The following is a 22,838-nucleotide window of genomic DNA, read 5'->3' as shown; positions in this document are numbered from 1 at the left end:
TGTTTTTCCATTTGACCAAGAGACCAGGAACATATCCGTTGTTTATGTGCCCGGTCTTAACATTTCATCATGAGACGCGGCACATATCCAGTCTTTATATGCGCGTATTCTACATAAGTAAAGAAATCTAACATCCCAGTAACACTTCAGGAAAAACTTGCTAAAATAATTATGTGATTGTAAAATAAAACTAACTATTATTGAACGGAGGTGAGGAGAGATGATCAAGACTGTTTTTGTACGCGGATTTTGGAATGAGTTCCTTTATTTTTGTCGTGCAAAATTTGCTGTTGCAGCTGCCAACGGGATACGTATGTCCTTTTTTAACAGCTCAATATCAAATACAAACGGTAGGATCATCTCTTTTCCCGCTTAATTGCAAGCTTCGGTGAATGGGGAGGGCTCTTTTGCCCTCCTTTTGTATTCATTGAATTGCTGGAGCCAGGAGCAGAGCCATCTGCCCCTGGCTTTTTTGTGTTTTTAAACAACCGGGGTGCAGTAGCTGAAAAGGGGGATCGTTAATAGGAGGGAAAAATAATGATAGCATGCAGTATTAACCATATAAGCAAAATGTACGGAGGCAATCTGATTTTTGAGGATTTGTCTTTTGAAATAAACGAGAAAGACAGGGTTGGCCTGGTTGGTCCAAACGGTTGCGGAAAGACAACGTTGATGAAACTTATTGCCGGCATGGAAGAGACTGACCAAGGAAAGATTCATTGGAAAAAAGGATTGAAAATCGGCTACCTTGCCCAGATACCGAATTATGGTGAGAAGATGACCGCCAGGGATGTTATGCAAACGGCCTTCGACGAGCTGCTCGATGTTCAGGCAGAAATGAAGCAGCTTGAAAATGAGATGGCAGCGGCAGGTGAGGATTCACTTAAGCTTGAAAAATTGCTGGCGAAATACGGAGTTCTCCAGGAGAAGTTCACTCTCGGAGGCGGTTATGAAATGGAAGCAAATATTGACCGAATTGCCAACGGCTTGAAGATTGAGGGCATGCTTGATTCGAATTTTAACAGCCTTAGTGGCGGTGAAAAAACGAAGGTAGGTCTGGGATTGAGTTTGTTGAGAAACCCGGATTTGCTGCTTCTCGATGAGCCGACAAACCATCTTGATATTATGGCTGCCGAGTGGCTGGCCGAGTTTTTAAAAGAATATGATGGTACCGTTGTAATCATCTCGCATGACCGTTATTTCCTTGACGAAACAGCGACGAAAATTCTCGACCTTGAAGATGGCGAGATTGACCTCTATCATGCCAATTACTCTGGGTTCATCAAGGAAAAAGAAGCGGAGTTACTGCGTGAATTCCAGGCATTTGAAGAGCAGCAGCGGAAAATCAAGAAAATGAAAGAGGCAATCAAGCGACTGCGTGACTGGGCGAATAGATCGAACCCTCCAAGTTCGGCGCTTCATAAAAGGGCTACGAACATGGAGAGAGCGCTGGCGAGGATGGAGAAGCTAGACCGGCCGATTTTAAACAGGAAGAAAATGAATTTCGAACTGGACACTGGAGCGCGGAGCGGGAAGGACGTACTCGTCTTCAAAGATGTCCAGAAATCATTTGGAGGGAGAGACCTTTTCTCAAAGGTCAATCTCCAGCTCCACTATCAGGACCGTGCAGCGATTGTCGGCGAAAATGGTTCGGGTAAAACAACGCTGTTGAAGTTCGTTCAGGGTGAGCTTGCACCTGACCATGGAGAAGTCCGAAACGGAAGCAATGTCAAAATCGGTTATCTATCACAGCATATGGAGCTTTCCAGCAAGGACGGCACGGTGCTTGATGCATTCCGAAACGAGGTCGTAATGAATGAGGGAGAGGCCCGGAATGTGCTTGCAGGATTCCTGTTCTATGGTCCGGATGTATTTAAGAAAGTATCCCAGCTAAGCGGCGGCGAACGGATGAGGCTGCGCCTGGCCCAGTTGATGCACCAGGATCTCAATTTCCTGATTCTTGATGAGCCGACAAACCATCTTGATATCGATTCACGAGAAGTACTGGAGGAAGCGCTGGATGGGTTTGAAGGTACGCTTCTGGCTGTCTCGCATGACCGCTATTTCCTGAATAAGCTTTTTGATAAGGTTTACTGGCTGGAGGGCGGAGAGCTGACGGAAATAGACGGCAATTATGACCGGGCGAGAGTGAAGATGGCGGAGAAACGGAAGCGGTGGGAGAATGCTGCTCCAGCTCCTGCGGAAGCTGTAAAGCCCCCAGTTAGGCATGAAAAAGTCATGGAAGCCGTTGGCGAGATTGATGAGGAAGCACTATTTGAGGAAATCGAGAGTCATGAAAAATCGATTGGCGAGCTTGAACAGCAAATGGCGATATTGACCGATCTCGAATTGCTCCAGAAGCTCCACGCTGAAAAAGAAGCTTTAGAGTCAAAACGGAATCAGCTGTATTCAAAGCTTGAGGAGATATCATAGAACAAGTTGAGGAACTGCTTTTAGTGGCAGTTCTTCCTTTATTTTAATGGTAAAAATGCGCTTGATTGTCCAATTCGCTATAAAAAAAGAAAATGTCCCTACAAAATCCTCCCATCTATAAAGAGGACTCACTCAATTCACCTTTTATTTTCCCCCTTCATATTGTCCGGACTTGTCTCATATGTTTATAGGAGTAAATGAGACAGGATTGGGAGAGAAGCTATGAATACTTTTTTAAAAGGGATGTCTATCCTTGTGATTGCTACTTTTCTTGGGGAAGTGGTGGAGTTCCTTGTCAATATGATTCTGGCAAGGGAGCTCGGGGAAAGCGGGATGGGACATTACATGACGATCTTGCCGACGATTTTCCTGATCATGATGCTTGCGAGCTTTGAACTGCCGGTGTCGATTTCAAAGATGATCGCGGAGAAGGATGAGTCTTACCACCGGAGCATGATTAAACATGCCATAAGGCTTGCGGTGGTATTCACTACAGTTTTACTGATTGCGGCTGCCATTGTGCTTCCAATCATTCCTGTGTTCAAGGATTATCACCCCCTGCTTAAATGGGTCGTGCTGTCACTCATTCCGGTGATGACGATTACCGCAATCGCCAGGGGATTTTTCATGGGAAAACAGGATATGGGGAAAATTGCGATTTCCCATTTTGTGAGAAGAGCTGTCCAGCTCATATTGCTTTCAGCACTTTTCCAGTTTTTTGAGTTTGGTAGTGAAACGGCTCTTCTTGTTGCTTTTTGCACACTGGCGGGCAGCGAACTCGTGGTATTCCTTTATCTATTACACTACTTCATTATGTCTTATCAGAGGATTAAAAGTGTGCCAGGTAAGCATGTAAGCGGGCCAGAGGTGAGAAAGAGTCTTGTGGAGGTCTCCGTGCCGACGACTGGCCTGAGAATCTTTCATTCGCTTACGCATGCTGTCCAGCCATTTCTGATAAAATTTGCGATTGTCAGCGCAGGATTTTCAGCCGAAATGGCAACGGAACAATTCGGGATGATGGCGGGAATCGCGATGACGATTGGATTTTTCCCGGCGTTTATCGCCCATTCGTTTCTCATCATATTGATTCCGACGGTATCGAAGGCCTATGCGGAAAAAGAATTCTCTAAGCTGCAAAAACTGCTGCAGCAGGTGATGCTGTTGACATTGCTATATGGATTGCCTGCTGTCACTGCTTTTTACTTTCTGGCAGAGCCATTGACCAATACATTCTTTCATTCTAAGCAGGCAGCAGTATTTTTACAGCTGCTGGCGCCATACTTCCTGTTCCATTATTTCACCATCCCGATGCAGGCTTATTTGATCGGACTAGGCTTGGTGAAGGATGCCTTTATCCACTCCGTTTATGCAACGGTCGTTACCTTTTCTCTGATTTATCTCGTCGGCTCAAGACCAGAATGGGGTATGGAAGGGGTCATCATCGGCATGAATACTGGCAGTATGGTTATCTTGCTGCTGCATTACCTGACGATTTGCAAAAAAATCGGCATTACCTGGGTGGCTAAGAGCACAATCAAAGATTCGAGATTTTAAAAGGAAAATAAGGATTCTTGCAGAATTAGTTAAACAGCTTAATTTTTCAGGAGTGATGGCGTGGAAAAAGTATTGCGCGGGCACCATCTCCTCTGCGTGCATGGTTTCCGGGGGATGGGATACAGTCCGGAGTTTGTGAAGAAGATGGAGAGCATCGTAAAAGATATACGCGACCCTGAGCAGGATTTTTACATAAAGGTGGTCGCAGCGTTTGATGACGCATGTATGTCCTGTCCACATAGAGGCCTTGAGATATGCGAGGCGAGTGAGGGTTCGAATGAACATGTTCTGTCGATGGATGGAAATGTCATTCGTCATCTGGGTCTTGTGCCGGGAGAACGCTATTTGAAATCAGAGCTTATCAATTGGACTGCGGAAAAGGTTAAACCAGATGACCTTGATGTTCTTTGTAAAAACTGTTCATGGCTATCATATGGAGTGTGCAAGGAAGGGATAGCCAAACTTCATGAAAATAAAAAATGCCTGACGCGTAAGGGTTGATATAACCATCGTGTCAGGCATTTTCAAATATTTCTTCTATCCTTGGGTTATTGCCGTATAAAACTAGTTTGTCGCCAGGCTCCAATTTGGTATCATATGCTTTGTTGCGGATATTTATCTCGCCTCTCTTGATGAACAGGAGCATAACATCATCCTTTTTATCCACTATTTCATCAAACGTTCTCTCCGCAAATCGGGAATCTTCTTTAATAGCAATTTCCCGAACCTCATCATCTTCGTCCATCAACAGAACATCACTGATTGGCAAGTCTGCTAACTCGTAATTCTCCTTCAATTCACTTTTCATCTTTTTAGCCATCATTGTTTGTACGAATGGTGCTCTCAATACAAATAAGAGTACTAGAAGTCCGCCTGCGATATAGGCAATTTCCACCGTATAAAAATTATCCGTTAAAAGGTTGCTAATGGCAGAAATAATCACTGCCAGCGAGAAGGCCCCAAACAGAATCAAAAATGCACCCAATCTTCTCCGGACCGGATGATCGATGATCAACTCGGATTCACCAGTGGTAAAACCCGTGCCGGTAAGCATGGAAATGACCTGAAACCGCGCAATTTTTCTGTCCAATCCGGTTGCAACAAAAATCGAGGTGTTAATCTCAATCACAGTAAAAACAATGAACAGATATATGAAAATAAATAGAATACCCATAGCCACCATCCCCCTCGCAGTATCTAGTATTGATCGACGAGGTGTGAATTAAACAAAAATAGACCGGGGAAGTCATTCCCCGGACATTTTTATCGTTGTTCTTGAAGATTCTCGTTGTAATAGTTAACTCCGTACATAGCGCCTTCGCTGACCATCTTGTTGTCTTCAACATCCATTGGGTCAGGGTTGCCGGCTTTTTGTACAGGAACTACATCTGTCTTCGATGGCATGATTTTTTCCTTTGCTTTTGTAGCCATACCGATTAGTTTTTCTTTGTTTTCAGGCTTCATCGCCATCCACAATGCTGCGGCTCCTGCGCCTAACATGACTGCGTTTTTAGTTTTGGTTTGCATAGTTTTTCCCTCCTATATTAATTGTGCCTTTTCTATTGTCTATATTCTTATTTACCCGGTCCACAAAACTGAGAAACATTTTTAAAATGGAAACTCTGCCAATCGTTTCAAAACTTCTTTTTAAGGGAAGAGTATTACTTGATTATTAAAAGAAAGGTCTGAGACCATTGCACCATACATTTAATGAGAATAAATGGAAGTGGTTTGATTATGAAAATGGGGACCAGCAGAAATTAAGAGAGCTGGTATCAAATAATCCTGAATATGAAAATTGGTTTGAAAATATAAATGACAGCAAAACAAACTTGCTTGAGCTCGACACTCAAACAAGGGGAAAGGAATATATTTGGGGTTCCCTTATTTACCAACAGGATATTGAGGATAAGGGCCAGAAAAATATTTTTCACTTTTGGATTAGCAGGGACTTCTTTATATTGGTTGATTTTGACTTTGCTGTTCTAAACGCAAATCCCGTCGCAGTCCACAAACAAATGGACCAGGCAGAAAATGCAGTGGAAGGCTTTTTTATAATATTGGGTGAAATTCTTGCGAGCTATCTACAAAAGATTGATGGGTATGAAGAACGGCTTCATGATCTTTTATGGGAAATGAAAGAGCATAACAACCGTGAAATTCTTGAGAAAATATACGAAAATCGCCATGAATTATTGGTTTGGAAAAACATGGTCATTCCTATTGTGGAATTAAGATTCATTGCAGAAGAAGCCTATGGCCGTGAGATGCATAAAAAAACTGAATTCAGCAGGGTTGTCACTCGTGTCGAGCGGATTCGGACATTGCTGGATGAATATCAGCATGCAATCGATACGATGGTCAATCTCGAAGAAGTGGTCTCTACCCATCGAGGAAATGAAATCATGAAAACTCTGACTGTCATGACGATTCTATTTACTCCTGTTACAGCATGGGGAGCGGTGTGGGGAATGAATTTTAAGGTCATGCCTGAGCTCGAGTGGAAGTTTGGCTATGCATTTGCGGGAGTTTTAATTTTAGCGTCCACCGTGGGTATTTATTATTACTTGAAAAAGAAAGGCTGGATGGGAGATATTCTGAGAGTGAAAAAGAAGAACAGGTTCTTTGGATAAAATAGAAAAATCGCCCGAGGGCGATTTTTTATTCTGCCAATTTTACGAGCATATGCGCCAGCGCATGCTGCTCTTCTTTAGTGCCAACTTTCCAAAGTTCCTGCAGCAGCTGCTCCTCTTTGTTACGCGGTGTTACTTTTTCAGCAAGATAATCGGCTACCTTTTCAGCCGTTTTCGCAAGCTGCTCTTCATTCAAACCGGCAGTTTTACCAAGTTTGATCCGTTTGCTTAAATAAGTCCTGAACTCATTGAAATCACCCAGAATCTCATCGGCCTGCTGCGTATCCATCCGTTCAAGCGTCTCATCCACCTTGCTAGTATCCACTTCGCCATCCTTATGAATCATATGGTCTTTTTCCATGTTAAAAACCTCCTTGTAAAAGATATATATTAAATACCCCGGTGCCGGAAACTAGTAAACCTTGAGGAGCACATTCGAAAATAGACTAGAAAAGGGAAAAGTCTTAAAGCTGCATTTTTCCTGTCGCCAATCTTTTTTTTGAGGTGTGATAATTAAAGGCTTTTTTCGTGTGGGATGAAGTTACTTTTCTTAATCTTAATAGACTTAAAAAGGGAAAATTCCTAAAGCCGAATTTTTCCTTGTGTTTAAATTTCACTAAGTTTAACACTTAGAGATTCTTTTCGTTTGTGATAAAGAGATCTTTTCTAACTTAATCAAACTTGATAAAGGAAAAAACCCAGGTGCCGGCTTTTTCCTTGTTTGTAATTCAATATGTGGATGAAAAGAACTTAATCAAAAAAGGTGCGGGCCGCTTGGCCTGCACCTTTTTTGAGTCCGACATACGGACGATGGGAGGAGTATTCAGCTGTTGCTATTCAATTTGCGTTACTGGGTAAATCGATTTTAAATGTATCGATTTAAGACCAGCGTGCCTTGAGACAGCAGCGCGAATCTTCCTCCGCTTGCATAGCCAATGACGTATTCCGAAGTCGCCTTAAAGTCTTTCAACTTAACCAGTCCCTTCCTTACTAGTATTGGCGTTGCTCGTATCCTGCGGACGAACTTAGAGGAGTGCTCTACTTAAGCTATTCAAAAGCAATGTGGTCAATCGATATTAAGTCCATCGATTTAAGACCAGCGTGCCTTGAGATAGCAACGCAAATCTTCCTCCGTGTGCTAAGCCAATGACATATTCCGAAGTCGCCGTAAAGTTTTGCACTTTAACCAGTCCCTTCTTGGTTTTGTATTGGCCTTGCACTATACATATACCCGGATGAAATCACAGAAAACTTAATAAACTTAATAAAAAGTTGGCATTACAGCTAAAATTTGGTACAAGAATAAAGGCAGCCGCCAAGGGCTGCCTGTTGATTTGCTTTTATACGCGCGGATCTATCGTTTTTCCTTCAAAAGATCGCGAATCTCCACTAAAAGCTCTTCTTTGGCATCAGGAATAGGAGCTGCAGGTTTGGCTTCTTCTTTTTTACGATAGCGGGTGATTATTCTAATGAAGAAAAATATAGCTAATGCCGTAAGGAAAAAATCCATGACAGATTGTAAGAATGCCCCGTATTTTATCGTGTTGTATGTCAGTTCTGAAAAATCAGCTCCAAAAGTAGCGAACCCGATGATCGGCATGATGATGTCATCGACAAGTGAAGAAACGATCTTTCCGAATGCAGCCCCGATGATTACACCGACAGCGAGGTCCAGCACATTGCCTTTAAAGGCGAATTTCTTGAATTCATTCCACATTCAATATGTACCCCCTATAAATAATATCTCTTATATTCTGCGAGATTGTGAGGTAAAAAGCAATAGGGCCTGCTCCCATTAGGGGGAGCAAGCCCAAGTTTATTGAATCAACCTCATCTTCAGTGCTTTAACGGCAGCGTCGGTCCGGTTTTTGGCATCAAGTTTTTGGATGATGGCTGAAATATAGTCACGTACGGTATAGGAGCTGAGGTGCAGGGCTGCAGCTGCTTCATTAATTGAAGCACCCTCGGCAACCAGCTTTAGAACCTCGCGCTCACGGATGGTCAAGACGGCGCGCTGGACGCCGAAAAGCTGGACGGCATCCTCATAATACTGATTCAACAATTCACCACCATATTGACCGAACTTGATCAGAGCAGTGAGAGTTTGATTGTTGACGGTAAAGGATGTATTTTCTCCACGATCAAGCAGGGCGAGGCCAATCAGTTTATTTTCAGCAGGCACGTAAATGGGCAGGACGACCAATGACTTCAGGCTGTAGTCGTGAACGTATTTTCCAGGCAGGATTTCAGCTGCATCTTCGATAAAAATCGGTTTGGAATGGCTGAAATGCTTAAGGTATTTTGTCAGCAGCGGAAATCCGGCTATGCTTTCCTTTATGTGCTGCACTGATCCTGTATGGACGTTATGGGCATGGACGCCGACACCGCTGTGCTCGCCAGGGGAATAGATGAAAAGGGCGCAGCGGGAAAAGGGCAGATAATCGACCAAACCCTGGGTAATCATTTTAACGGCTTCCGAGGCACTCTGAGAATGAATCAGCCGCTGCTGGAACAGAAGGGTGGCATCCTTCCATTCAAGCTCGCTTTCAAGGTGATTCAGCTTCATCTGTTTCAGGTACATTTTTCGAAGCGTCTCTTTTTGCTCCTCTGTCACGGTGTCCACGTTTTCCTTCACACAAATTAACAATGTTTCAGTCAAACAGGGAATTGTGATAATTTGTGGGTGATCCTGACCTGGTGACAATAATCTGGAAAGCGCCATCGCCAGGTCTGATGTATGATCGGCTTGAAGTCCCTCACACATGGTGACAAGCTGTTCATTCACTACAAGGTCATCGCCACAGACGACTTTGCTCACTTTGCATTGCTCTTTTTCATTACGGATGACGGCAAGCCAATTACTAGGCACAGCACGCAGACTCAACATCATCTTTAGCCATTTGTCATCCTGGTATTCCAGCTGCTGGGTGTGAAGGACCTTGTCGAGGATCTTTGTGAAAAAAACCTGCACCGCCTGATGCTCAAGAAATCCAGCATTTTTTCTTTTTAAAACCTTATGGAATAAGTTTTCAACCGCACTGACCAGAAAGATAGCGTCAAAATCATCGACGAAATCGGGATGTCGTTTTTGCCACCTAAGGACTAATAAATGGATAAAATCATTTGAAGATTCAAAAGTGATCTGTGAAAGGTTATTGAAGCCATAGACAATCATGCTTTCAAACTCAGATACAAGCTCGTTCTGCCAGGCTTTCATGTCCTTCTTTAAATGGGACCATTCTTTAAGAAACGGTTTCTCGCATTCTTTTAAAAGAAATAAACCTCTAATGGCTAAATCTTCAATCTTGTGTTCCATCAGGCAACCTCACTCTCAGATTCTGGTTATATAAAATTCGTTTAAAAATTCAGATTTTTGTCCGTCACATCCATATACCCCGACATTTAACGGGGTTAACACGTTGTTAACGATTTTTTTCGGAGTTGTAGGCTTGATATTTCGGGGATATGTTAAAAGTAAGAATTAATTTTGAATTTTAAAAATACTTACTTGGAGGTGGCTTCCTTGAACGGAGCTGTCGTAATGGAAAGCAAGACGAATAAGAAGGTTTTCTGGGGTGCCCTGGCAGCAGGACTTCTAGCGCTTGGGATTTTGCTGGTGTCATTCGGTGTATCTGGTGTAGCTTATGCAGTCCCGATTGCAGGTGTAGGAGATTTTTATGTTGAGTTCGATAAGCTTGAAGGAGAAGGCTACACATTCTACCCGAAACTAGGTGAAACGAGCAGTTCAGACGCAACGCCACAAGGAACGAATATCATCGAAAAACTCACGATCGACAACCTGCAATTATACAAGGATTTTCAGGTAGGAGGGGAATGGATCCGCGTTAAAATCCAGGCTTCAAAACCAGTACAGATTTCCGGACTTCAGCATGATGCCGGCTTGATTGAGGCGAACGCCAAGTTCCAAAACCTTGCGCTTGCAGAAAACAACAGCACGGACTGGACAAAGCAGTTCCAGCAGACATCAAGCACGATCATCCTCGAGAATGCCAAATTGAAAACACATTACTTATTCCAGAAAACGATCAATATGGCCGGCATGAAACTGACAGTGGAAAAAATCGATAAGAAATAATCGAGGTGATAGGTAATGGTTTTTAAAAAGTGGAGGCATACGAGGCCTTTTTTCGGAGCGATTTTAACTGTCTTAAGCGGTCTGATGATTTTATGGGTGCCATTGAACTTGTATCTCAGCACCTTTCTCCCAGGATCAGTTGCTGTCATCGGCTTGCTGTTTGGCGGGCTGATCACGCTGATGGGACTAATGTCTTTCTTTTTGCCAAGTGCTTCTAAAGCATTGGGCATCATCGTGATTTTCCTGTCGATTCTATCTGTCATCGGCGCTCTGGGCGGTTTCCTGTTCGGAACGGTATTTGGAATCATCGGCGGGGCATTACTGACAGCCTGGCGGATGGTACCGGCCGAGGAATCGGCAGGAACACCAAGCTCCGACGTGCCAGCGCAGACTGCCAAAACGGGGTGAAGGGAGACAATATGAAGCTACTAAAACATCGATTATTTTTAATAGTGATGAGCATACAGCTTGCTGCTTTATCTTTATTTCCTTTTATCGAAAAAGCGGATGCAGCGGCTAACGATGCTGAGGGATTTATTATCCAGGCTGACAGGGTCGTCGGTGAAAATATGAAGGCAATGATTGTGGCTGGCGAGACAGCTGGATCCAATGCCAAGCCGATGCTGAGAATCACTTATGATTCCGCACAGATTTATGGCATGAGACTGACAAAGCAGTTCGCGACTACAGGAGGAACTGTAAGCATCACGATGAAAGCAAGTGGTCCGGTTTCTATAAAAGGAATGCAGGTTGATGCCAGTGCCATTTCATTTAAGGGAGCATGCGTCCATGCTGCAAAGGTAATCCCGAATGCGGCACTGGAAGGAGTGACGATGGTTGCCCATTCAATGAAAGCAGCTAACAGCAGTCTCCATCAGCTTAAGCTGCAGACGGTAAATGGCAACGGTGGAGTCCAGAAACCAGGCACATTGAAAATTTTGCAGGACCTTGGATCAATGCCTTTTGAAAAAATGAAACAGGAAATCAAGAGAATCACCTCCGGCCAACTTCCGCTGACGTGCGAAGGAGCCCCTGATGAAAATTCTGAAGTAGTGGAGGATACAGTAGGGGCAGTGACCGATCCAGTCGATGATCTGCTAGATGAGGTAACCGACCCGCTTGATGAAACAATCGGGAAGGTCACAGATCCTCTCGAAGATACTGTGGGGAAAGTGACAGACCCGCTCGAAGACACAATTGGTGAGGTAACTGATCCACTAAAAGACACAATTGGAAAAGTGACAGATCCTTTAAAAGATACGATCGGCAAGGTAACAGATCCATTAAAAGATACGGTCGATAAGGTGGCGACTCCTGTGGAAGAGACCGTTGGCAAAGTAACTGAGCCTGTAAAGGATGTCGTCAAGGAAACGACGGACACTGCGAACAAAGTGACAGAGCCAGTGGTTGAGCCTGTGAAGAAAACAGTGGATGATACAGCTAAAACAGCGCGCGAAAAGCTGGAAGCTGCAAATGGTGAGATCACAAAGGAGTTGGCGCTCGAATTAATTGACAAGGCGCTGGCAGAAAATAAAATGATTGATGAATTGTGCCCTGCAGACGCGACATTGACACAACAGCTTGAAACATGGACAGAAGGGCTGCTTGATTCTCTCGGACTTCTGTCACTTCTCGGGTTGAAGCCTAGCGAGGAAGAACAACTGAAGAAATTGAGGGAGGCTATTTTAAAAGAGCCTGATGGATCAATCATAGACTTGTAATTTTTACACAACAAAGGCAGAGGAGGATTCCTCTGCCTGTTTAATATTTTATTGCAAATGACTTATAGGTTTCGGTTTTCTCTGTTTCGTTCACTTCAATATGGTCAACAGTGGAGAAAGGATTGCCCCTGCGTACCTCATCAGTGAACTTTTCAAGGTCAGCCCTGGAACCTGAAGCTAGAATTTCCACGCCGCCCTCCTGAAGGTTCTTCACCCAGCCCGTAATTCCAAACTGAATCGCCTTCATTTGAGTATAATACCGATACCCCACACCCTGAACCTCACCAGTCACAATAATTTGTAATTGGATCAAGACGTCGCCCCCAGATAAACGAATAGGTTAACAATATATCTAATGTTTTATGTAATAAATTCTTGGTAACTTCATTATAGCACAGTGATTTAGGGGGCATAAGGGAAAATGGAAGTTTATATTTTGTTTCACTGGGAGGTGCTCTAGTACCGATTCGATCGAGTAAGCACGAATTACAAGACAGAGAGAAGAGTTGGTAAGCTTGCAGAATTAACTATAAAAAAAGACAGGTTTCAGGAGAACAAGGGAAAAACTCTGTGAAGTAGAGGCGAGTTCGGACAGGTTTGAGGGGAACGAAGGAAAAGCTGTCAGGACAAGAGGAAAGTTCGGACAGCTTTGAAGGGAACGAAGTAAAAGCTGTCAGAAGTAGAGCCAAGTTCGGACAGGTTTGAGAGGAAACGAACAAAAGCTGTCAGAAGTAAGGGCGACTTCGGACAGGTTTGATGTTGAAAGAGGAAAAGCTGTCAGAAGTAAGGGCAACTTCGGACAGGTTTGATGGTGGAAGAGGAAAACCTGTCCGAACTAAGGGCAACTTCGGACAGGTTTGGTGTTGAAAGAGCAAAAGCTGTCAGAAGTAGAGCCAAGTTCGGACAGGTTTGATGGGAACAGAGCAAAAGCTGTCAGAAGTAAAGCCAAGTACAAAAAAGTCTCATAAAACACCACACACAAAACATCATTAAAAAACAGCCGAACAAAATGTTCGGCTGTTAGCTTAAAAATATGCAATCTTACAACGCCCAGTCTCCATTACGGAACACTGGCTCAGCATTTCCATCAGCAGTGATGCCGTCGATGTCCATTTTATCGGAACCAATCATGAAGTCGACGTGCGTGATGCTTTCGTTCAGGCCGTTTTCAGCTAGTTGTTCTGAAGACATTGTCTTGCCGCCTTCTACGCAGAATGCATAAGCACTGCCGATTGCGAAGTGGTTTGACGCGTTTTCATCAAACAAAGTGTTGAAGAACAATACATTTGATTGAGAAATTGGCGAGTTGAAAGGTACAAGAGCAACTTCACCAAGATAGTGTGAGCCTTCATCTGTCGCCACAAGCTGCTTGAGGATTTCTTCGCCTTCTTCTGCTTCGACGCCGACGATTTTTCCATTTTCAAAAGTAAGCTTGAAGTTGTCGATGATGTTACCGCCGTAGCTAAGTGGCTTTGTGCTTGATACATAGCCATTTACACCAGTTTTCAACGGTACAGAGAAGACTTCTTCAGTCGGCATGTTTGCCATGAACTCGTTGCCTTGCTCGTTCACGCTGCCAGCGCCAACCCAGATGTGCTTTTCAGGAAGCTCGACAGTCAGGTCTGTACCTGGTGCTTTATAGTGAAGCTTCTTGTAGCGCTTGCCGTTAAGGTAATCAACCTTTTCATGAAGGGAAGCGTCATGCTCTTTCCAAGCTGCGACCGGATCAGCAGTATCCACGCGAACAGCTTTAAAGATAGCATCCCAAAGCTTCTGTACAGCTGATTCAGAAGTATCCTCAGGGAACACCATTTTTGCCCATCCTTCAGAAGGAACGGCAATGACTGTCCAGCTAACTTTATCTGATTGTATGTATTTGCGATATTTTGAAAGTGCCGTTCCAGCAGCTTTCTGGAAGTTTGCAATGCGTTCAGATTTCACGCCTTTCAACAAGTCAGGACTTGAAGAAACGATTGACATGAATGCCGCACCGTTCTCTGCAAGATCCTCAACCTCGCGTGCACGCCATTCAGGATACTCGTTGAAAGCCTCATCAGGTGCAAGGTCATATTTTGTTCTGTTAACAGTGTCATCATTCCAGTTTACAACGACGTTTTTAGCGCCGGCTTCGTAAGCCTTTTTCACAACAAGACGGACAAACTCAGCGGAATCAAGCATTGTATTGATGACAAGCGTCTGGTCCTTCTGGATGTTAACGCCAACCTTGACAGCAAGGTCTGCATATTTTTCTAAATTCGTTTTGAAATCACTCATCTATTTCGCCCCTTTTCTGAATCTTCTTTTATATTGTAACGATTTTATAGGAAAAAAGAAACTTAAGTCATTCGACTTAACTAGACATTGGGAAGGCTTCCTTTCTGTCTAAAATTGCTAGCCTATCAAACTGGCATCCTGGCAGCAGCGTAGGGTAAAATAGAGCGGTATACAAAAGGGGTATAGGAGGATTTTTTTACATGAAATTTGATGTTGTCTTGTTGCGGCTATCCGCGATTTACGCTTTCGTTGGCGCATTCATGGGCTCTCATATGGCAGGTGCCGGGGACTATGCAATCCGTCCAGTCCATGCGCATATTTTGGTTGTCGGCTGGCTGAGTCTGTTTGCATTCTCAAGTTACTACCGTTCCTACGAGGTGCCCAAAACTTCAAAACTAGCATTATTCCATGTCTGGACAGCAATCATTGGAAGCTTCGGCTTGACCTTGGGCATGTGGCTTTATAACGTGAAGCCATTCCCGCTGCCAGAAACATTCACAATGGTGTTTTATATCGTCGGCGGATCCACTTTGCTGCTAAGCTTCCTGCTATTTGTTTTCATGACCTTCAAATATAGCGATGCAAAGGTAAAATAATAGAGAAAAATCCATGCAGAATTAGATTCTGCATGGATTTTTTGTCCGCTGGGATAAGTTTTTAAAATATATGGACCACTTTTAGCATCCTATCAGCGTCACTTCATTAATTTATTGGTGAAAATATAAATAATTCGACCACATTTTCAAAAAATTCAACCATATCTTCAATTAATTCAACCACATTTCAAATTATTTCGACCAACTCTTTAAATTGCCCCCTTAAACCCCCACTGCCTTCCTATTCTCATACATCCGGAACATCACCCAGAACAGTACCGCGCTTAAAACGGCGAGAATGCTGAGAATGGTGAACGTCCAGCCGTAGCCGATCCAGACGGTGAGCGGAATGCTGATTGGTGCAATCGTCCTGCCTATCGTATATCGTAATGAAGCGGCCGCAAAATACTGGCCACGCATTTGCTCAGGTGCCAGGTTGGAAATGAAGGTTTGCTGCAAACCTGCAGTCATCAGTTCAGCCAAGGTGAACACAGCCATTGCTGCAATCAGTCCCCAAATCCAGTTTGTCGCGCCAAACATTAATATCGCCACGGCATAAATGAGTGATGACAAAACAAACACATTCCGTTCTCGGAAACGGGTCACCCATCTTGTTACAACGACAGTAAAGAGGGCAACCAGCAAGCCATTTTCAGATAGAATCAAGCCAAAAGCCTGCTCGCCATTAACGGTGAATACCTTGCTGCCGAGTTCGAGCACGGTTTGATTATGCACCGTATCCTTTGTGTAAACAGGGAATAACAGATCAAGCTGCATGAATGTTTGTGCCGCTAAAATCCCTGCAATGATGAACATGAGAAAAATCTTATCCTGGACAATTACCTTGTAATCGGCAATCTGATCCATAAGGAAGCTATACCATTTTCCATTCTCTGCACGTGCCTGCCTGGCTGAAGCAGGCACCGTTTCACGCGTCCATTTTGCGAGTACAAGCGCAAGCAGGATGGAGATAATCGCTACTGCTATCATCAATTCAAACCGATATTTTACATAAAAAATCGCTCCGAGAATCGGGCCGACAACAACGGCAATATTGATCTGCGTATAAAAAATCGCGAATACACTGCTGCGGTCTTTTTCCGGGACCACGTCCGCAACCATCGCCTGGCTGGCCGGCCAGTAAATGGAGCCGAACATCCCGACGAGCGTAAAGCAGATGAACCCAAGCAGCGGCGAGGTGAACCATGGTGAAACCGCGTAAGCAAAAACAAGGAAGGCAATTCCCTGGCCAAAAGCTGAAATCACCATCATCCGTTTGCGCCCGAACCGGTCAGCGGTATATCCGCCCATCAAATTGGCGAATACCGAAAAGACCTGGGATAAGACGAGCAGGAAACCCGCGTTGCCCTTTCCGAAACTTTCGGCAAAATATATCGTCAAAAACGGGAAAAACATCCAAAATGTTATATTCATTAAAGCTTCGCCAAACAAGCGAATCTTCAAGTTGCGATCCCAATCCCTTATCCTCATGGTGCTTCTCCTTCATAACGCTTAAATAATAACCAACGAATATCATACTACTTCAAAGGAATTTTTTCCAAGATAAATTCAATCATCATCGCAAATGAAAAAGCGGCACACAATGGCCGCTTTTGTCACAACTATTTTAATCCTTATCCTCCATCGCAGCTTTCAGCAAGTCTCCGAGACTGGTGCCGAAGTTTTCCTGGGATGGTGAGTATTTTTCCTTCAACTTGCGCTCCTCACGTTTGGATACGCCTTTTTTCTTCTTATCTTCGGCCTTTTCAACAACATTGCAGCGGCGGCACTGAAAGTATGCGCCTGCTTTGCCGTTGTGGATTTCCATCCGTTTGTGGCACTGTGGACAGCGTCTTTGCGAAAGCTTAGGGTCCTTATGTTTGCGGAAGCTGCACTCGGGGCTTGAGCAGACGAGGATGCGTCCTTCCTTTGTCTTGCGCTCCTTCATGAATTCACCGCATTCAGGGCATTTTGATCCTGTAAGGTTATGGGCGCGGTAGGTTTTGTCGCTCGTCTTGATTTCGGATACAAGGCGGGCTGTCTGTTCACGGATCCGTTTCTTGAAAGCTTTCGGTTCCCCTTTGCCGCGGGCGATCTCTTCAAGTTCCTTTTCCCATTTTGCCGTCAATTCAGGGGAAGTCAGTTCATCATTCACCAGGTCGATGAGCTGCTTGCCCTTCTTCGTAGGATACAGGCGGCCGTTCTGACGTTCCACTACCTCAGACGAGATTATACGCTCAATGATTTCAGCCCGCGTTGCCGGAGTGCCGAGGCCGAATTTCTCCATTTTTGCAAGGATATCCGATTCAGACAAACGAAGCGGCGGTTCGGTCATTTTTTTATTCATGTTAACCTGGCCGACTGAATAGCTCTTGCCTTTTTCTAGATGGCCCAAAGACTGTGTACCTGCATCATCCTCGTCTTTTCCGAGCACCTTTTTAAAACCGAGCTCAAGAATATTCGTTTCCCGAGCTGACAGTGATTCTCCCTCGACATCGAAGTTGGCATGAACCACTTCATACTGATAAGCCGGGTAAAATAAAGCCAGGAATCGGCGGACAATTAAATCGTACAGCTTCCGTTCATCAGGTGACAGATCAGCGAGATGAAGTCGCTCCTCTGTGGGGATGATCGCATGGTGGTCAGTGACTTTCTCATTATTGAATACCTTGCGTGTCTGAACTTTGCCTTTCTGTGCAAGCGCCGGCTTTGCTTCATCACGATAACCAGACATGATGCCCTGCAGACGGTCAGCCATTGTCGCTTCCATATCGGTCGTCAAATAGCGCGAGTCCGTTCGTGGATATGTGACAAGCTTATGCTGTTCATACAATCCCTGCAGGACATTGGATGTTTTCTTGGCAGAGAAGCCGAAACGCTTATTGGCGTCACGCTGAAGTTCTGTCAGGTCATAAGGAAGCGGCTGGGGTTCCGACTTTTGCTTGCGGTCCAGCGATTTCAAAATAGCTTTCTTATTGAACAGTTTCTTTTGAATTTGTTCTGCTTTTTCTTTAGAAAAAATCCGTTTCTCGCCTTTAAGCTCCCATTCGGCATTCAATGAGCCGACCTTTGCCTGGATGGTCCAGTATTCCTTTGGCACGAACTTGTTAATTTCATCCTCGCGTTCGAGGACCATCGCGAGTGTTGGTGTTTGGACACGTCCGGCAGAAAGAGGGTCCTTGAATTTCGTTGTCAAAGCCCTGGAAACATTCAAGCCGATCAGCCAGTCAGCTTCAGCGCGGCATACAGCTGATTCATACAGATCTTCAAACTGCTTGCCAGGCTTAAGATTTTTAAAACCGTCCTTGATGGCACGGTCCGTCTGGGAGGAAATCCACAGTCGCTTGATTGGTTTCTTCCAATTGATGCGCTGGAGAATCCATCTGGCAACAAGCTCACCCTCACGCCCGGCATCAGTCGCGATGATGAATTCTCCAACATCCTTACGTTCAGCCAGATGCTCAATTGCCTTGAATTGATGGCTCGTCTGCTTGATCACCTTCAATCCCATTTTATCGGGTATGATTGGTAGCTCTTCAAGCTTCCATACCTTATATTTTGGGTCATAATTCTCGGGCATTTTCAATTCAATCAAGTGGCCGAGCGCCCAGGTGACGATATATTGATTTCCTTCAAAATAGCTTTTATGAGTTTTATTGCAGCCAAGTACACGCGCAAGCTCGCGGGCAACACTTGGTTTTTCTGCAAGTACTAATGATTTCATGATTGCTCCTTTCAAAACAAAACAAATTTACGTATGCTTTACTTAGTATAAAGGAAAAAAACGTTTTTTTGTAATGGGGGAGAGCATGAGCGATTATATAAAAGAAATCCGCGCACTTATCGGCAGCAGGCCATTCATCCTGGTTGGTTCCGCTGTGCTTGTTTTTAATAGGGAATATGAAGTACTGCTGCAGCTTCGTTCAGATACAGGCAAATGGGGGATTCCTGGAGGGGCGATGGAACCTGGCGAAAGCTTTGAGGAAACTGCGCGCAGGGAATTGTTCGAGGAAACAGGCCTTCTTTTAAAAAGGTTGAAGTTTTTAGATGTGGCTGCCGGAGAAGAGTACTATTTCCAATACCCTAATGGTGATGAAATTTATAATGCCATTGCTTTATATGCCTGTGAGGATTGGGAAGGGAATCTAAAGATGAATGATGGGGAGAGCAAAGAGCTGCGTTTTTTCCCATTAAACAACCTGCCTTACCTAACAGAAAGGCAAGAGCTGATTATTAACAAGTTAAAAGACAGCGGGTTCCTGCCTGAAATCAGGGAAATTAATCTCGAAGTCATCATGGAATGTGCTGAAGTGCTGGATCTCCAGAGGAAATCATACAGGATAGAAGCGGACCTGATTGTCACGGATGAAATCCCGCCGTTAAAAGAAACATTCGAGCACCTGCAGGATTGTGGCGAAACCTTCATTGGCTGTTACATTGAAGGCAGGCTCGCTGGGGCAATCTCTTTTAAAAAAGAAGGGGAAGTAATCGATATCTATCGTATGATGGTTCACCCTGAATTTTTCCGCAGAGGAATTGCCCAAAAGCTAATTGCTCAATTAGAACAGATTGGATACTCTGAAATGATTGTCTCAACCGGGGCAGCGAACACTCCGGCTGTGAAGCTTTATGAAAAACTCGACTTCGAACGACAGGAAGACTCCGTGGTGGGTAATGGACTTGTACTTGCCAATTTTAAAAAACGACAGATTTAAAGTTGAATTACAATTTTGGGTTCGAAAAAACGAAACAACGTCCATTCAGCTACAGCATAAAAAAGGGCCTGGCGCTTAGCCTGGCCCTTACGATATTATTCTTTTACATAAACAGCTGTGCCTGTAGCAATGCACATCATCATGCCTTCCCTTAATGTTTCGAAATCAAGGTCGACACCGATCACGGCATTAGCGCCCATTCGGCGAGCCTTGTCTTCCATTTCGCGAATCGCGATTTCCCGGCCTTCTGCCAGTTTGTTTTCATAAGCCGAACTCCTGCCTCCGATTACATCAGTAACACTTGCCAGAAAGTCGCGTACCACATTAGCGCCCATAATTGCTTCCCCGGAGACTATTCCTAGATATTTCTCAACTTCCTTTCCCTGCAAAGTCGAAGTTGTAGTTACGATCATATTAATATTCCTCCCTCGATTTTTATGTCCGGCTGTGTAAAAGCTGTGTATAACTACATATACGATTCCCTTTGGAAAAAGTTTCAATCAAAAAAAGAACCCGGCGATTATGCGCCAGGTCCTGCAATATTTAAACTTCGTCTTCCTCTACACGATTTTTGAACGCCTCCTGGACGACGAGGAATTCCTCATCTTCCTGCGCTTCTGTCTCAGGTCGCTTTGCTTTCAGTGCACCTGAAGGCAGGTCGCCAGGATGGCCCTTTTTCTTGTGGTTGAACTCTTTGCCTCTGCTCATTCATGAACCCTCCTTTACTTTATAAAGTATAAGCTTTTGACACTTAGATTAGTGTCCAGCTCCAGCGCCTAGCCCCTCGAGACGCTTCGGTCCTGCCAATGAAGTCAAAGAACGACTTCAGAGTCAGGCCCTCCAGCGCTTGTCGGGGCTTACCAAGGCGCTTCCGCTTTTCTTATCCAAAGTAGTTTTTCCTGATGGAACCTGAAATATAAAAAATCAACTGCATATGATTGTAAAGAAGAAATTTCACTAATGAAAGGGATGCTGAAATGGACGATAAATTGTACGCTCAAGATTTGGTTGATTGCCCGACTGTTTTTTGTGCGAACCGTGATGACCGGGCTCCGCTATTTACAGCGGAAGCATTGATGAATGGTGATATTAAAAAGATCAACCTTGAGGATTATCGGGGACAGTGGGTCATTTTATTTTTCTACCCAAGTGATTTTACCTTTGTCTGACCTACAGAGCTGGCGGCGGTCGCCGCTGTTTATCCTTATATAAAATCACTGGGTGCTGAGTTACTGGCAATCAGCACGGACAGCGTATATTCGCACAAGGTTTTTAAGGAAACTTCTCCATCTTTGAAAAATGTCACCTATCCAATGGTAAGTGACAGGACACAGGTTATCAGCCGTGCTTACCGTGTACTTGATGAAACGACAGGTGCCTGCTTCAGGACATCGGTTTTCATCGATCCAGAGGGCATTATCAGGGCAAAGCTTACTTATCCCGGGAATGTCGGCCGTAATCTTCCCGAGCACGTAAGGATGTTGCATGCTTTCGAATATGCCAAGCAAACAGGTAAAGGAGTGCCGGCGAACTGGGTGCCCGGCCAGCAAGGAGTCAGTACAGACCCATCAAATATAGGGAATATTTAATGCTAGCAGGTCCTATTAAACAGGGCCTGTTTTTATGTCCAACTCCAGCGCCTGTCGGGGCTGACCAAGTCGCTTACGCTTTTCTTATTTGTCTGTGACCAGCATCACACATCAAGGATGAAATTGTCACAAATTATCTACATAAATCTTCGATATCACTCACAAAGTTTTTTTAAAATAGAATTATCAGTATGTTAATTTTTTCACAAACTAAAAATTTGGGAGGAACCGAAGATGGAAGAGGTCCTGATATTAAGCCGGATCCAGTTTGCGGTTACAGTGTTTTATCATTTTTTATTTGTTCCATTAACGATTGGTTTGGTCATTCTCGTCGCCATCATGGAGACAAAGTATGCACGCACCCTTGATCCAACGTATAAGCGGATGGCGGATTATTGGGGAAAACTGTTTGCCATCAACTTTGTGCTGGGCGTGATTACCGGCATTACGATGGAATTCCAATTTGGCACGAACTGGTCTGAGTACTCAAAGTATATGGGAGATATTTTCGGATCGCCGCTTGCGATAGAAGCACTGGTCGCTTTTTTTCTTGAATCGACCTTCATGGGCATCTGGCTGTTCGGCAAAGATAAGTTTTCTCCGAAGCTGCGGGCGATTTCGATTTGGATGGTGGCCCTCGGCACGAATATTTCGGCGCTATGGATTATCACAGCAAATGGTTTCATGCAAAATCCAGTTGGTTATGTCCTGAACAATGGCCGTGTTGAGTTGAGAAGCTTTTCAGAGCTTGTCACCAATCCGTATGCCTGGTATATGTTCGTACATACAGTTGTGAGTGCTTATATTGTCGGGGCATTCTTCATGATGGCAATCAGTGCTTATCATCTGCTAAGGAAAAACGAAACAGCATTTTATAAAAAGTCATTTAAGTACGGTCTCGCGATGGCGTTGTTTTCGGCAACTTTGACACCATTCATCGGCCACCAGTCCGGTGTGTTCGCAGCTAAGATGCAGCCGGCAAAAGGCGCAGCGATGGAGGCGGTCTGGGAAACACAAAAGGACATGCCATTCTATCTAATCCAGATTCCCGACCAGGAAAACGAGCGTAATGCTTTTGAGGCCATCAGCATACCGAAGCTGGGCAGCTTCTTCTATACAAACTCCTTTGATGGAGAAGTCACTGGTTTGAAGGATATTCCTAAGGATGAACGCCCGAACGTGGAACTGGTCTTTTACGCCTTCAGGGTCATGGTGGCACTAGGAGTC

The 22,838-nt window shown here is 44.4% G+C and carries 23 protein-coding genes and 1 pseudogene; 13 read left to right on the top strand and 11 right to left on the bottom strand.

Annotated elements, in window-relative coordinates; translation table 11 throughout:
* Positions 1 to 220: 220 nt before the first annotated feature.
* The 4 genes from TY49_RS25510 (at position 221) to TY49_RS03220 (ending at position 4,488) form a co-directional block, all read left to right on the top strand.
* Positions 221 to 376: an RAxF-45 family protein gene (locus tag TY49_RS25510; protein WP_285289108.1), complete on the top strand. Its 156-nt coding sequence runs from the start codon at positions 221 to 223 to the stop codon at positions 374 to 376.
* A 161-nt stretch (positions 377 to 537) separates the two neighbouring features.
* Positions 538 to 2,433, top strand: coding sequence for a ribosomal protection-like ABC-F family protein (gene abc-f / locus TY49_RS03230; RefSeq protein ID WP_041964466.1), 1,896 nt, complete (start codon positions 538 to 540; stop codon positions 2,431 to 2,433).
* Between the two features lie 222 nt (positions 2,434 to 2,655).
* Complete coding sequence (locus TY49_RS03225; RefSeq protein WP_041964465.1) at positions 2,656 to 3,987, top strand: polysaccharide biosynthesis protein; 1,332 nt, start codon at positions 2,656 to 2,658, stop codon at positions 3,985 to 3,987.
* A gap of 114 nt (positions 3,988 to 4,101) precedes the next feature.
* Complete coding sequence (locus tag TY49_RS03220) at positions 4,102 to 4,488, top strand: DUF1284 domain-containing protein (RefSeq protein ID WP_439646150.1); 387 nt, start codon at positions 4,102 to 4,104, stop codon at positions 4,486 to 4,488.
* Between the two features lie 13 nt (positions 4,489 to 4,501).
* Here the strand turns inward: TY49_RS03220 and TY49_RS03215 are convergent, their stop codons facing one another.
* Together TY49_RS03215 and TY49_RS03210 are read right to left on the bottom strand one after the other, a co-directional pair.
* Positions 4,502 to 5,161 carry a TrkA C-terminal domain-containing protein gene (locus tag TY49_RS03215; protein ID WP_041964463.1) on the bottom strand — a complete coding sequence of 220 codons (660 nt, stop codon included), beginning with the start codon at positions 5,159 to 5,161 and terminating at the stop codon, positions 4,502 to 4,504.
* An 89-nt stretch (positions 5,162 to 5,250) separates the two neighbouring features.
* Positions 5,251 to 5,514: a YbyB family protein gene (locus tag TY49_RS03210; RefSeq protein WP_041964462.1), complete on the bottom strand. Its 264-nt coding sequence runs from the start codon at positions 5,512 to 5,514 to the stop codon at positions 5,251 to 5,253.
* 167 nt (positions 5,515 to 5,681) lie between these two features.
* On the opposite strand from TY49_RS03210, the gene TY49_RS03205 reads away from it, so the two are divergent.
* Entirely contained in the window at positions 5,682 to 6,620 is a 939-nt protein-coding gene (locus tag TY49_RS03205) for a magnesium transporter CorA family protein (protein WP_041964461.1), read from the top strand.
* A 28-nt stretch (positions 6,621 to 6,648) separates the two neighbouring features.
* On the opposite strand, the gene TY49_RS03200 is transcribed toward TY49_RS03205, so the two are convergent.
* From TY49_RS03200 to TY49_RS23790, 3 genes are all read right to left on the bottom strand, one after another.
* A complete protein-coding gene (locus TY49_RS03200; protein WP_041964460.1) occupies positions 6,649 to 6,981 on the bottom strand; it encodes a DUF3243 domain-containing protein in 333 nt (110 codons plus the stop codon).
* Positions 6,982 to 7,974: 993 nt separating this feature from the next.
* Positions 7,975 to 8,337, bottom strand: coding sequence for a large conductance mechanosensitive channel protein MscL (mscL, locus tag TY49_RS03195; protein WP_041964459.1), 363 nt, complete (start codon positions 8,335 to 8,337; stop codon positions 7,975 to 7,977).
* 99 nt (positions 8,338 to 8,436) lie between these two features.
* Entirely contained in the window at positions 8,437 to 9,936 is a 1,500-nt protein-coding gene (locus tag TY49_RS23790) for a LuxR C-terminal-related transcriptional regulator (RefSeq protein WP_052442073.1), read from the bottom strand.
* 207 nt (positions 9,937 to 10,143) lie between these two features.
* On the opposite strand from TY49_RS23790, the gene TY49_RS03185 reads away from it, so the two are divergent.
* The 3 genes from TY49_RS03185 to TY49_RS03175 are packed head-to-tail and all read left to right on the top strand — an operon-like array spanning position 10,144 to position 12,437.
* Positions 10,144 to 10,716 carry a DUF6230 family protein gene (locus tag TY49_RS03185; RefSeq protein WP_052442072.1) on the top strand — a complete coding sequence of 191 codons (573 nt, stop codon included), beginning with the start codon at positions 10,144 to 10,146 and terminating at the stop codon, positions 10,714 to 10,716.
* 15 nt (positions 10,717 to 10,731) lie between these two features.
* Positions 10,732 to 11,124: a DUF6114 domain-containing protein gene (locus tag TY49_RS03180; RefSeq protein WP_041964458.1), complete on the top strand. Its 393-nt coding sequence runs from the start codon at positions 10,732 to 10,734 to the stop codon at positions 11,122 to 11,124.
* A gap of 11 nt (positions 11,125 to 11,135) precedes the next feature.
* A complete protein-coding gene (locus TY49_RS03175; protein ID WP_041964457.1) occupies positions 11,136 to 12,437 on the top strand; it encodes a hypothetical protein in 1,302 nt (433 codons plus the stop codon).
* A gap of 40 nt (positions 12,438 to 12,477) precedes the next feature.
* Here TY49_RS03175 and TY49_RS03170 read toward each other — a convergent pair whose 3' ends face one another.
* A complete protein-coding gene (locus TY49_RS03170) occupies positions 12,478 to 12,750 on the bottom strand; it encodes an acylphosphatase (RefSeq protein WP_041964456.1) in 273 nt (90 codons plus the stop codon).
* A 728-nt stretch (positions 12,751 to 13,478) separates the two neighbouring features.
* Positions 13,479 to 14,711, bottom strand: a complete 1,233-nt coding sequence (locus tag TY49_RS03165) for an aminopeptidase (protein WP_041964455.1) — start codon at positions 14,709 to 14,711, stop codon at positions 13,479 to 13,481.
* A 200-nt stretch (positions 14,712 to 14,911) separates the two neighbouring features.
* Between TY49_RS03165 and TY49_RS03160 the strand changes: the two genes are divergently transcribed.
* On the top strand, positions 14,912 to 15,307 hold the full coding sequence (locus TY49_RS03160; protein ID WP_041964454.1) for a hypothetical protein: 396 nt from the start codon (positions 14,912 to 14,914) through the stop codon (positions 15,305 to 15,307).
* Between the two features lie 222 nt (positions 15,308 to 15,529).
* Here TY49_RS03160 and TY49_RS03155 read toward each other — a convergent pair whose 3' ends face one another.
* Positions 15,530 to 16,798 carry an MDR family MFS transporter gene (locus TY49_RS03155; protein WP_041964453.1) on the bottom strand — a complete coding sequence of 423 codons (1,269 nt, stop codon included), beginning with the start codon at positions 16,796 to 16,798 and terminating at the stop codon, positions 15,530 to 15,532.
* A gap of 136 nt (positions 16,799 to 16,934) precedes the next feature.
* Positions 16,935 to 19,031, bottom strand: coding sequence for a DNA topoisomerase III (locus TY49_RS03150; RefSeq protein ID WP_041964452.1), 2,097 nt, complete (start codon positions 19,029 to 19,031; stop codon positions 16,935 to 16,937).
* 85 nt (positions 19,032 to 19,116) lie between these two features.
* Between TY49_RS03150 and TY49_RS25160 the strand changes: the two are divergent.
* Positions 19,117 to 19,548, top strand: a pseudogene (locus TY49_RS25160) (NUDIX hydrolase); the annotation flags it as partial.
* Between the two features lie 54 nt (positions 19,549 to 19,602).
* Positions 19,603 to 20,022 (top strand): GNAT family N-acetyltransferase, encoded by a 420-nt coding sequence (locus TY49_RS25155; protein ID WP_232310369.1) that lies wholly within the window; start codon positions 19,603 to 19,605, stop codon positions 20,020 to 20,022.
* A gap of 95 nt (positions 20,023 to 20,117) precedes the next feature.
* Here TY49_RS25155 and TY49_RS03140 read toward each other — a convergent pair whose 3' ends face one another.
* Positions 20,118 to 20,435 carry a YbjQ family protein gene (locus TY49_RS03140; protein ID WP_023625747.1) on the bottom strand — a complete coding sequence of 106 codons (318 nt, stop codon included), beginning with the start codon at positions 20,433 to 20,435 and terminating at the stop codon, positions 20,118 to 20,120.
* 130 nt (positions 20,436 to 20,565) lie between these two features.
* Positions 20,566 to 20,730, bottom strand: coding sequence for a hypothetical protein (locus TY49_RS24880; RefSeq protein ID WP_023625746.1), 165 nt, complete (start codon positions 20,728 to 20,730; stop codon positions 20,566 to 20,568).
* A 269-nt stretch (positions 20,731 to 20,999) separates the two neighbouring features.
* Here TY49_RS24880 and TY49_RS03130 point away from each other — a divergent pair, with 269 nt between their 5' ends.
* The gene (locus tag TY49_RS03130; RefSeq protein WP_232310368.1) at positions 21,000 to 21,611 is read left to right on the top strand and encodes a peroxiredoxin; all 612 of its coding nucleotides are present in this window, start codon (positions 21,000 to 21,002) and stop codon (positions 21,609 to 21,611) included.
* Positions 21,612 to 21,845: 234 nt separating this feature from the next.
* The coding region (locus TY49_RS03125) for a cytochrome ubiquinol oxidase subunit I (protein WP_041964449.1) at positions 21,846 to 22,838 on the top strand (993 nt) is incomplete at its 3' end.

Origin of the sequence: Mesobacillus selenatarsenatis SF-1, from assembly GCF_000813125.1 — a bacterium.
GTDB classification, from domain to species: domain Bacteria; phylum Bacillota; class Bacilli; order Bacillales; family Cytobacillaceae; genus Mesobacillus; species Mesobacillus selenatarsenatis.
Note: the sequence above shows the minus strand (reverse complement) of the source record. Positions and strands in the feature narration are given on the sequence as shown.

Coding starts and splice junctions, on each gene's coding strand:
- TY49_RS03225 (WP_041964465.1), top strand. CDS start 2,656: ATGAATACTTTTTTAAAAGGGATGTCTATCCTTGTGATTGCTACTTTT.
- TY49_RS24880 (WP_023625746.1), bottom strand. CDS start 20,730: ATGAGCAGAGGCAAAGAGTTCAACCACAAGAAAAAGGGCCATCCTGGC.
- TY49_RS03165 (WP_041964455.1), bottom strand. CDS start 14,711: ATGAGTGATTTCAAAACGAATTTAGAAAAATATGCAGACCTTGCTGTC.
- TY49_RS03140 (WP_023625747.1), bottom strand. CDS start 20,435: ATGATCGTAACTACAACTTCGACTTTGCAGGGAAAGGAAGTTGAGAAA.
- TY49_RS03155 (WP_041964453.1), bottom strand. CDS start 16,798: ATGAGGATAAGGGATTGGGATCGCAACTTGAAGATTCGCTTGTTTGGC.
- abc-f (WP_041964466.1), top strand. CDS start 538: ATGATAGCATGCAGTATTAACCATATAAGCAAAATGTACGGAGGCAAT.
- TY49_RS03160 (WP_041964454.1), top strand. CDS start 14,912: ATGAAATTTGATGTTGTCTTGTTGCGGCTATCCGCGATTTACGCTTTC.
- TY49_RS25155 (WP_232310369.1), top strand. CDS start 19,603: ATGGAATGTGCTGAAGTGCTGGATCTCCAGAGGAAATCATACAGGATA.
- TY49_RS03175 (WP_041964457.1), top strand. CDS start 11,136: ATGAAGCTACTAAAACATCGATTATTTTTAATAGTGATGAGCATACAG.
- TY49_RS25510 (WP_285289108.1), top strand. CDS start 221: ATGATCAAGACTGTTTTTGTACGCGGATTTTGGAATGAGTTCCTTTAT.
- TY49_RS03180 (WP_041964458.1), top strand. CDS start 10,732: ATGGTTTTTAAAAAGTGGAGGCATACGAGGCCTTTTTTCGGAGCGATT.
- TY49_RS23790 (WP_052442073.1), bottom strand. CDS start 9,936: ATGGAACACAAGATTGAAGATTTAGCCATTAGAGGTTTATTTCTTTTA.
- TY49_RS03215 (WP_041964463.1), bottom strand. CDS start 5,161: ATGGGTATTCTATTTATTTTCATATATCTGTTCATTGTTTTTACTGTG.
- TY49_RS03210 (WP_041964462.1), bottom strand. CDS start 5,514: ATGCAAACCAAAACTAAAAACGCAGTCATGTTAGGCGCAGGAGCCGCA.
- TY49_RS03200 (WP_041964460.1), bottom strand. CDS start 6,981: ATGGAAAAAGACCATATGATTCATAAGGATGGCGAAGTGGATACTAGC.
- TY49_RS03150 (WP_041964452.1), bottom strand. CDS start 19,031: ATGAAATCATTAGTACTTGCAGAAAAACCAAGTGTTGCCCGCGAGCTT.
- TY49_RS03220 (WP_439646150.1), top strand. CDS start 4,102: ATGGGATACAGTCCGGAGTTTGTGAAGAAGATGGAGAGCATCGTAAAA.
- mscL (WP_041964459.1), bottom strand. CDS start 8,337: ATGTGGAATGAATTCAAGAAATTCGCCTTTAAAGGCAATGTGCTGGAC.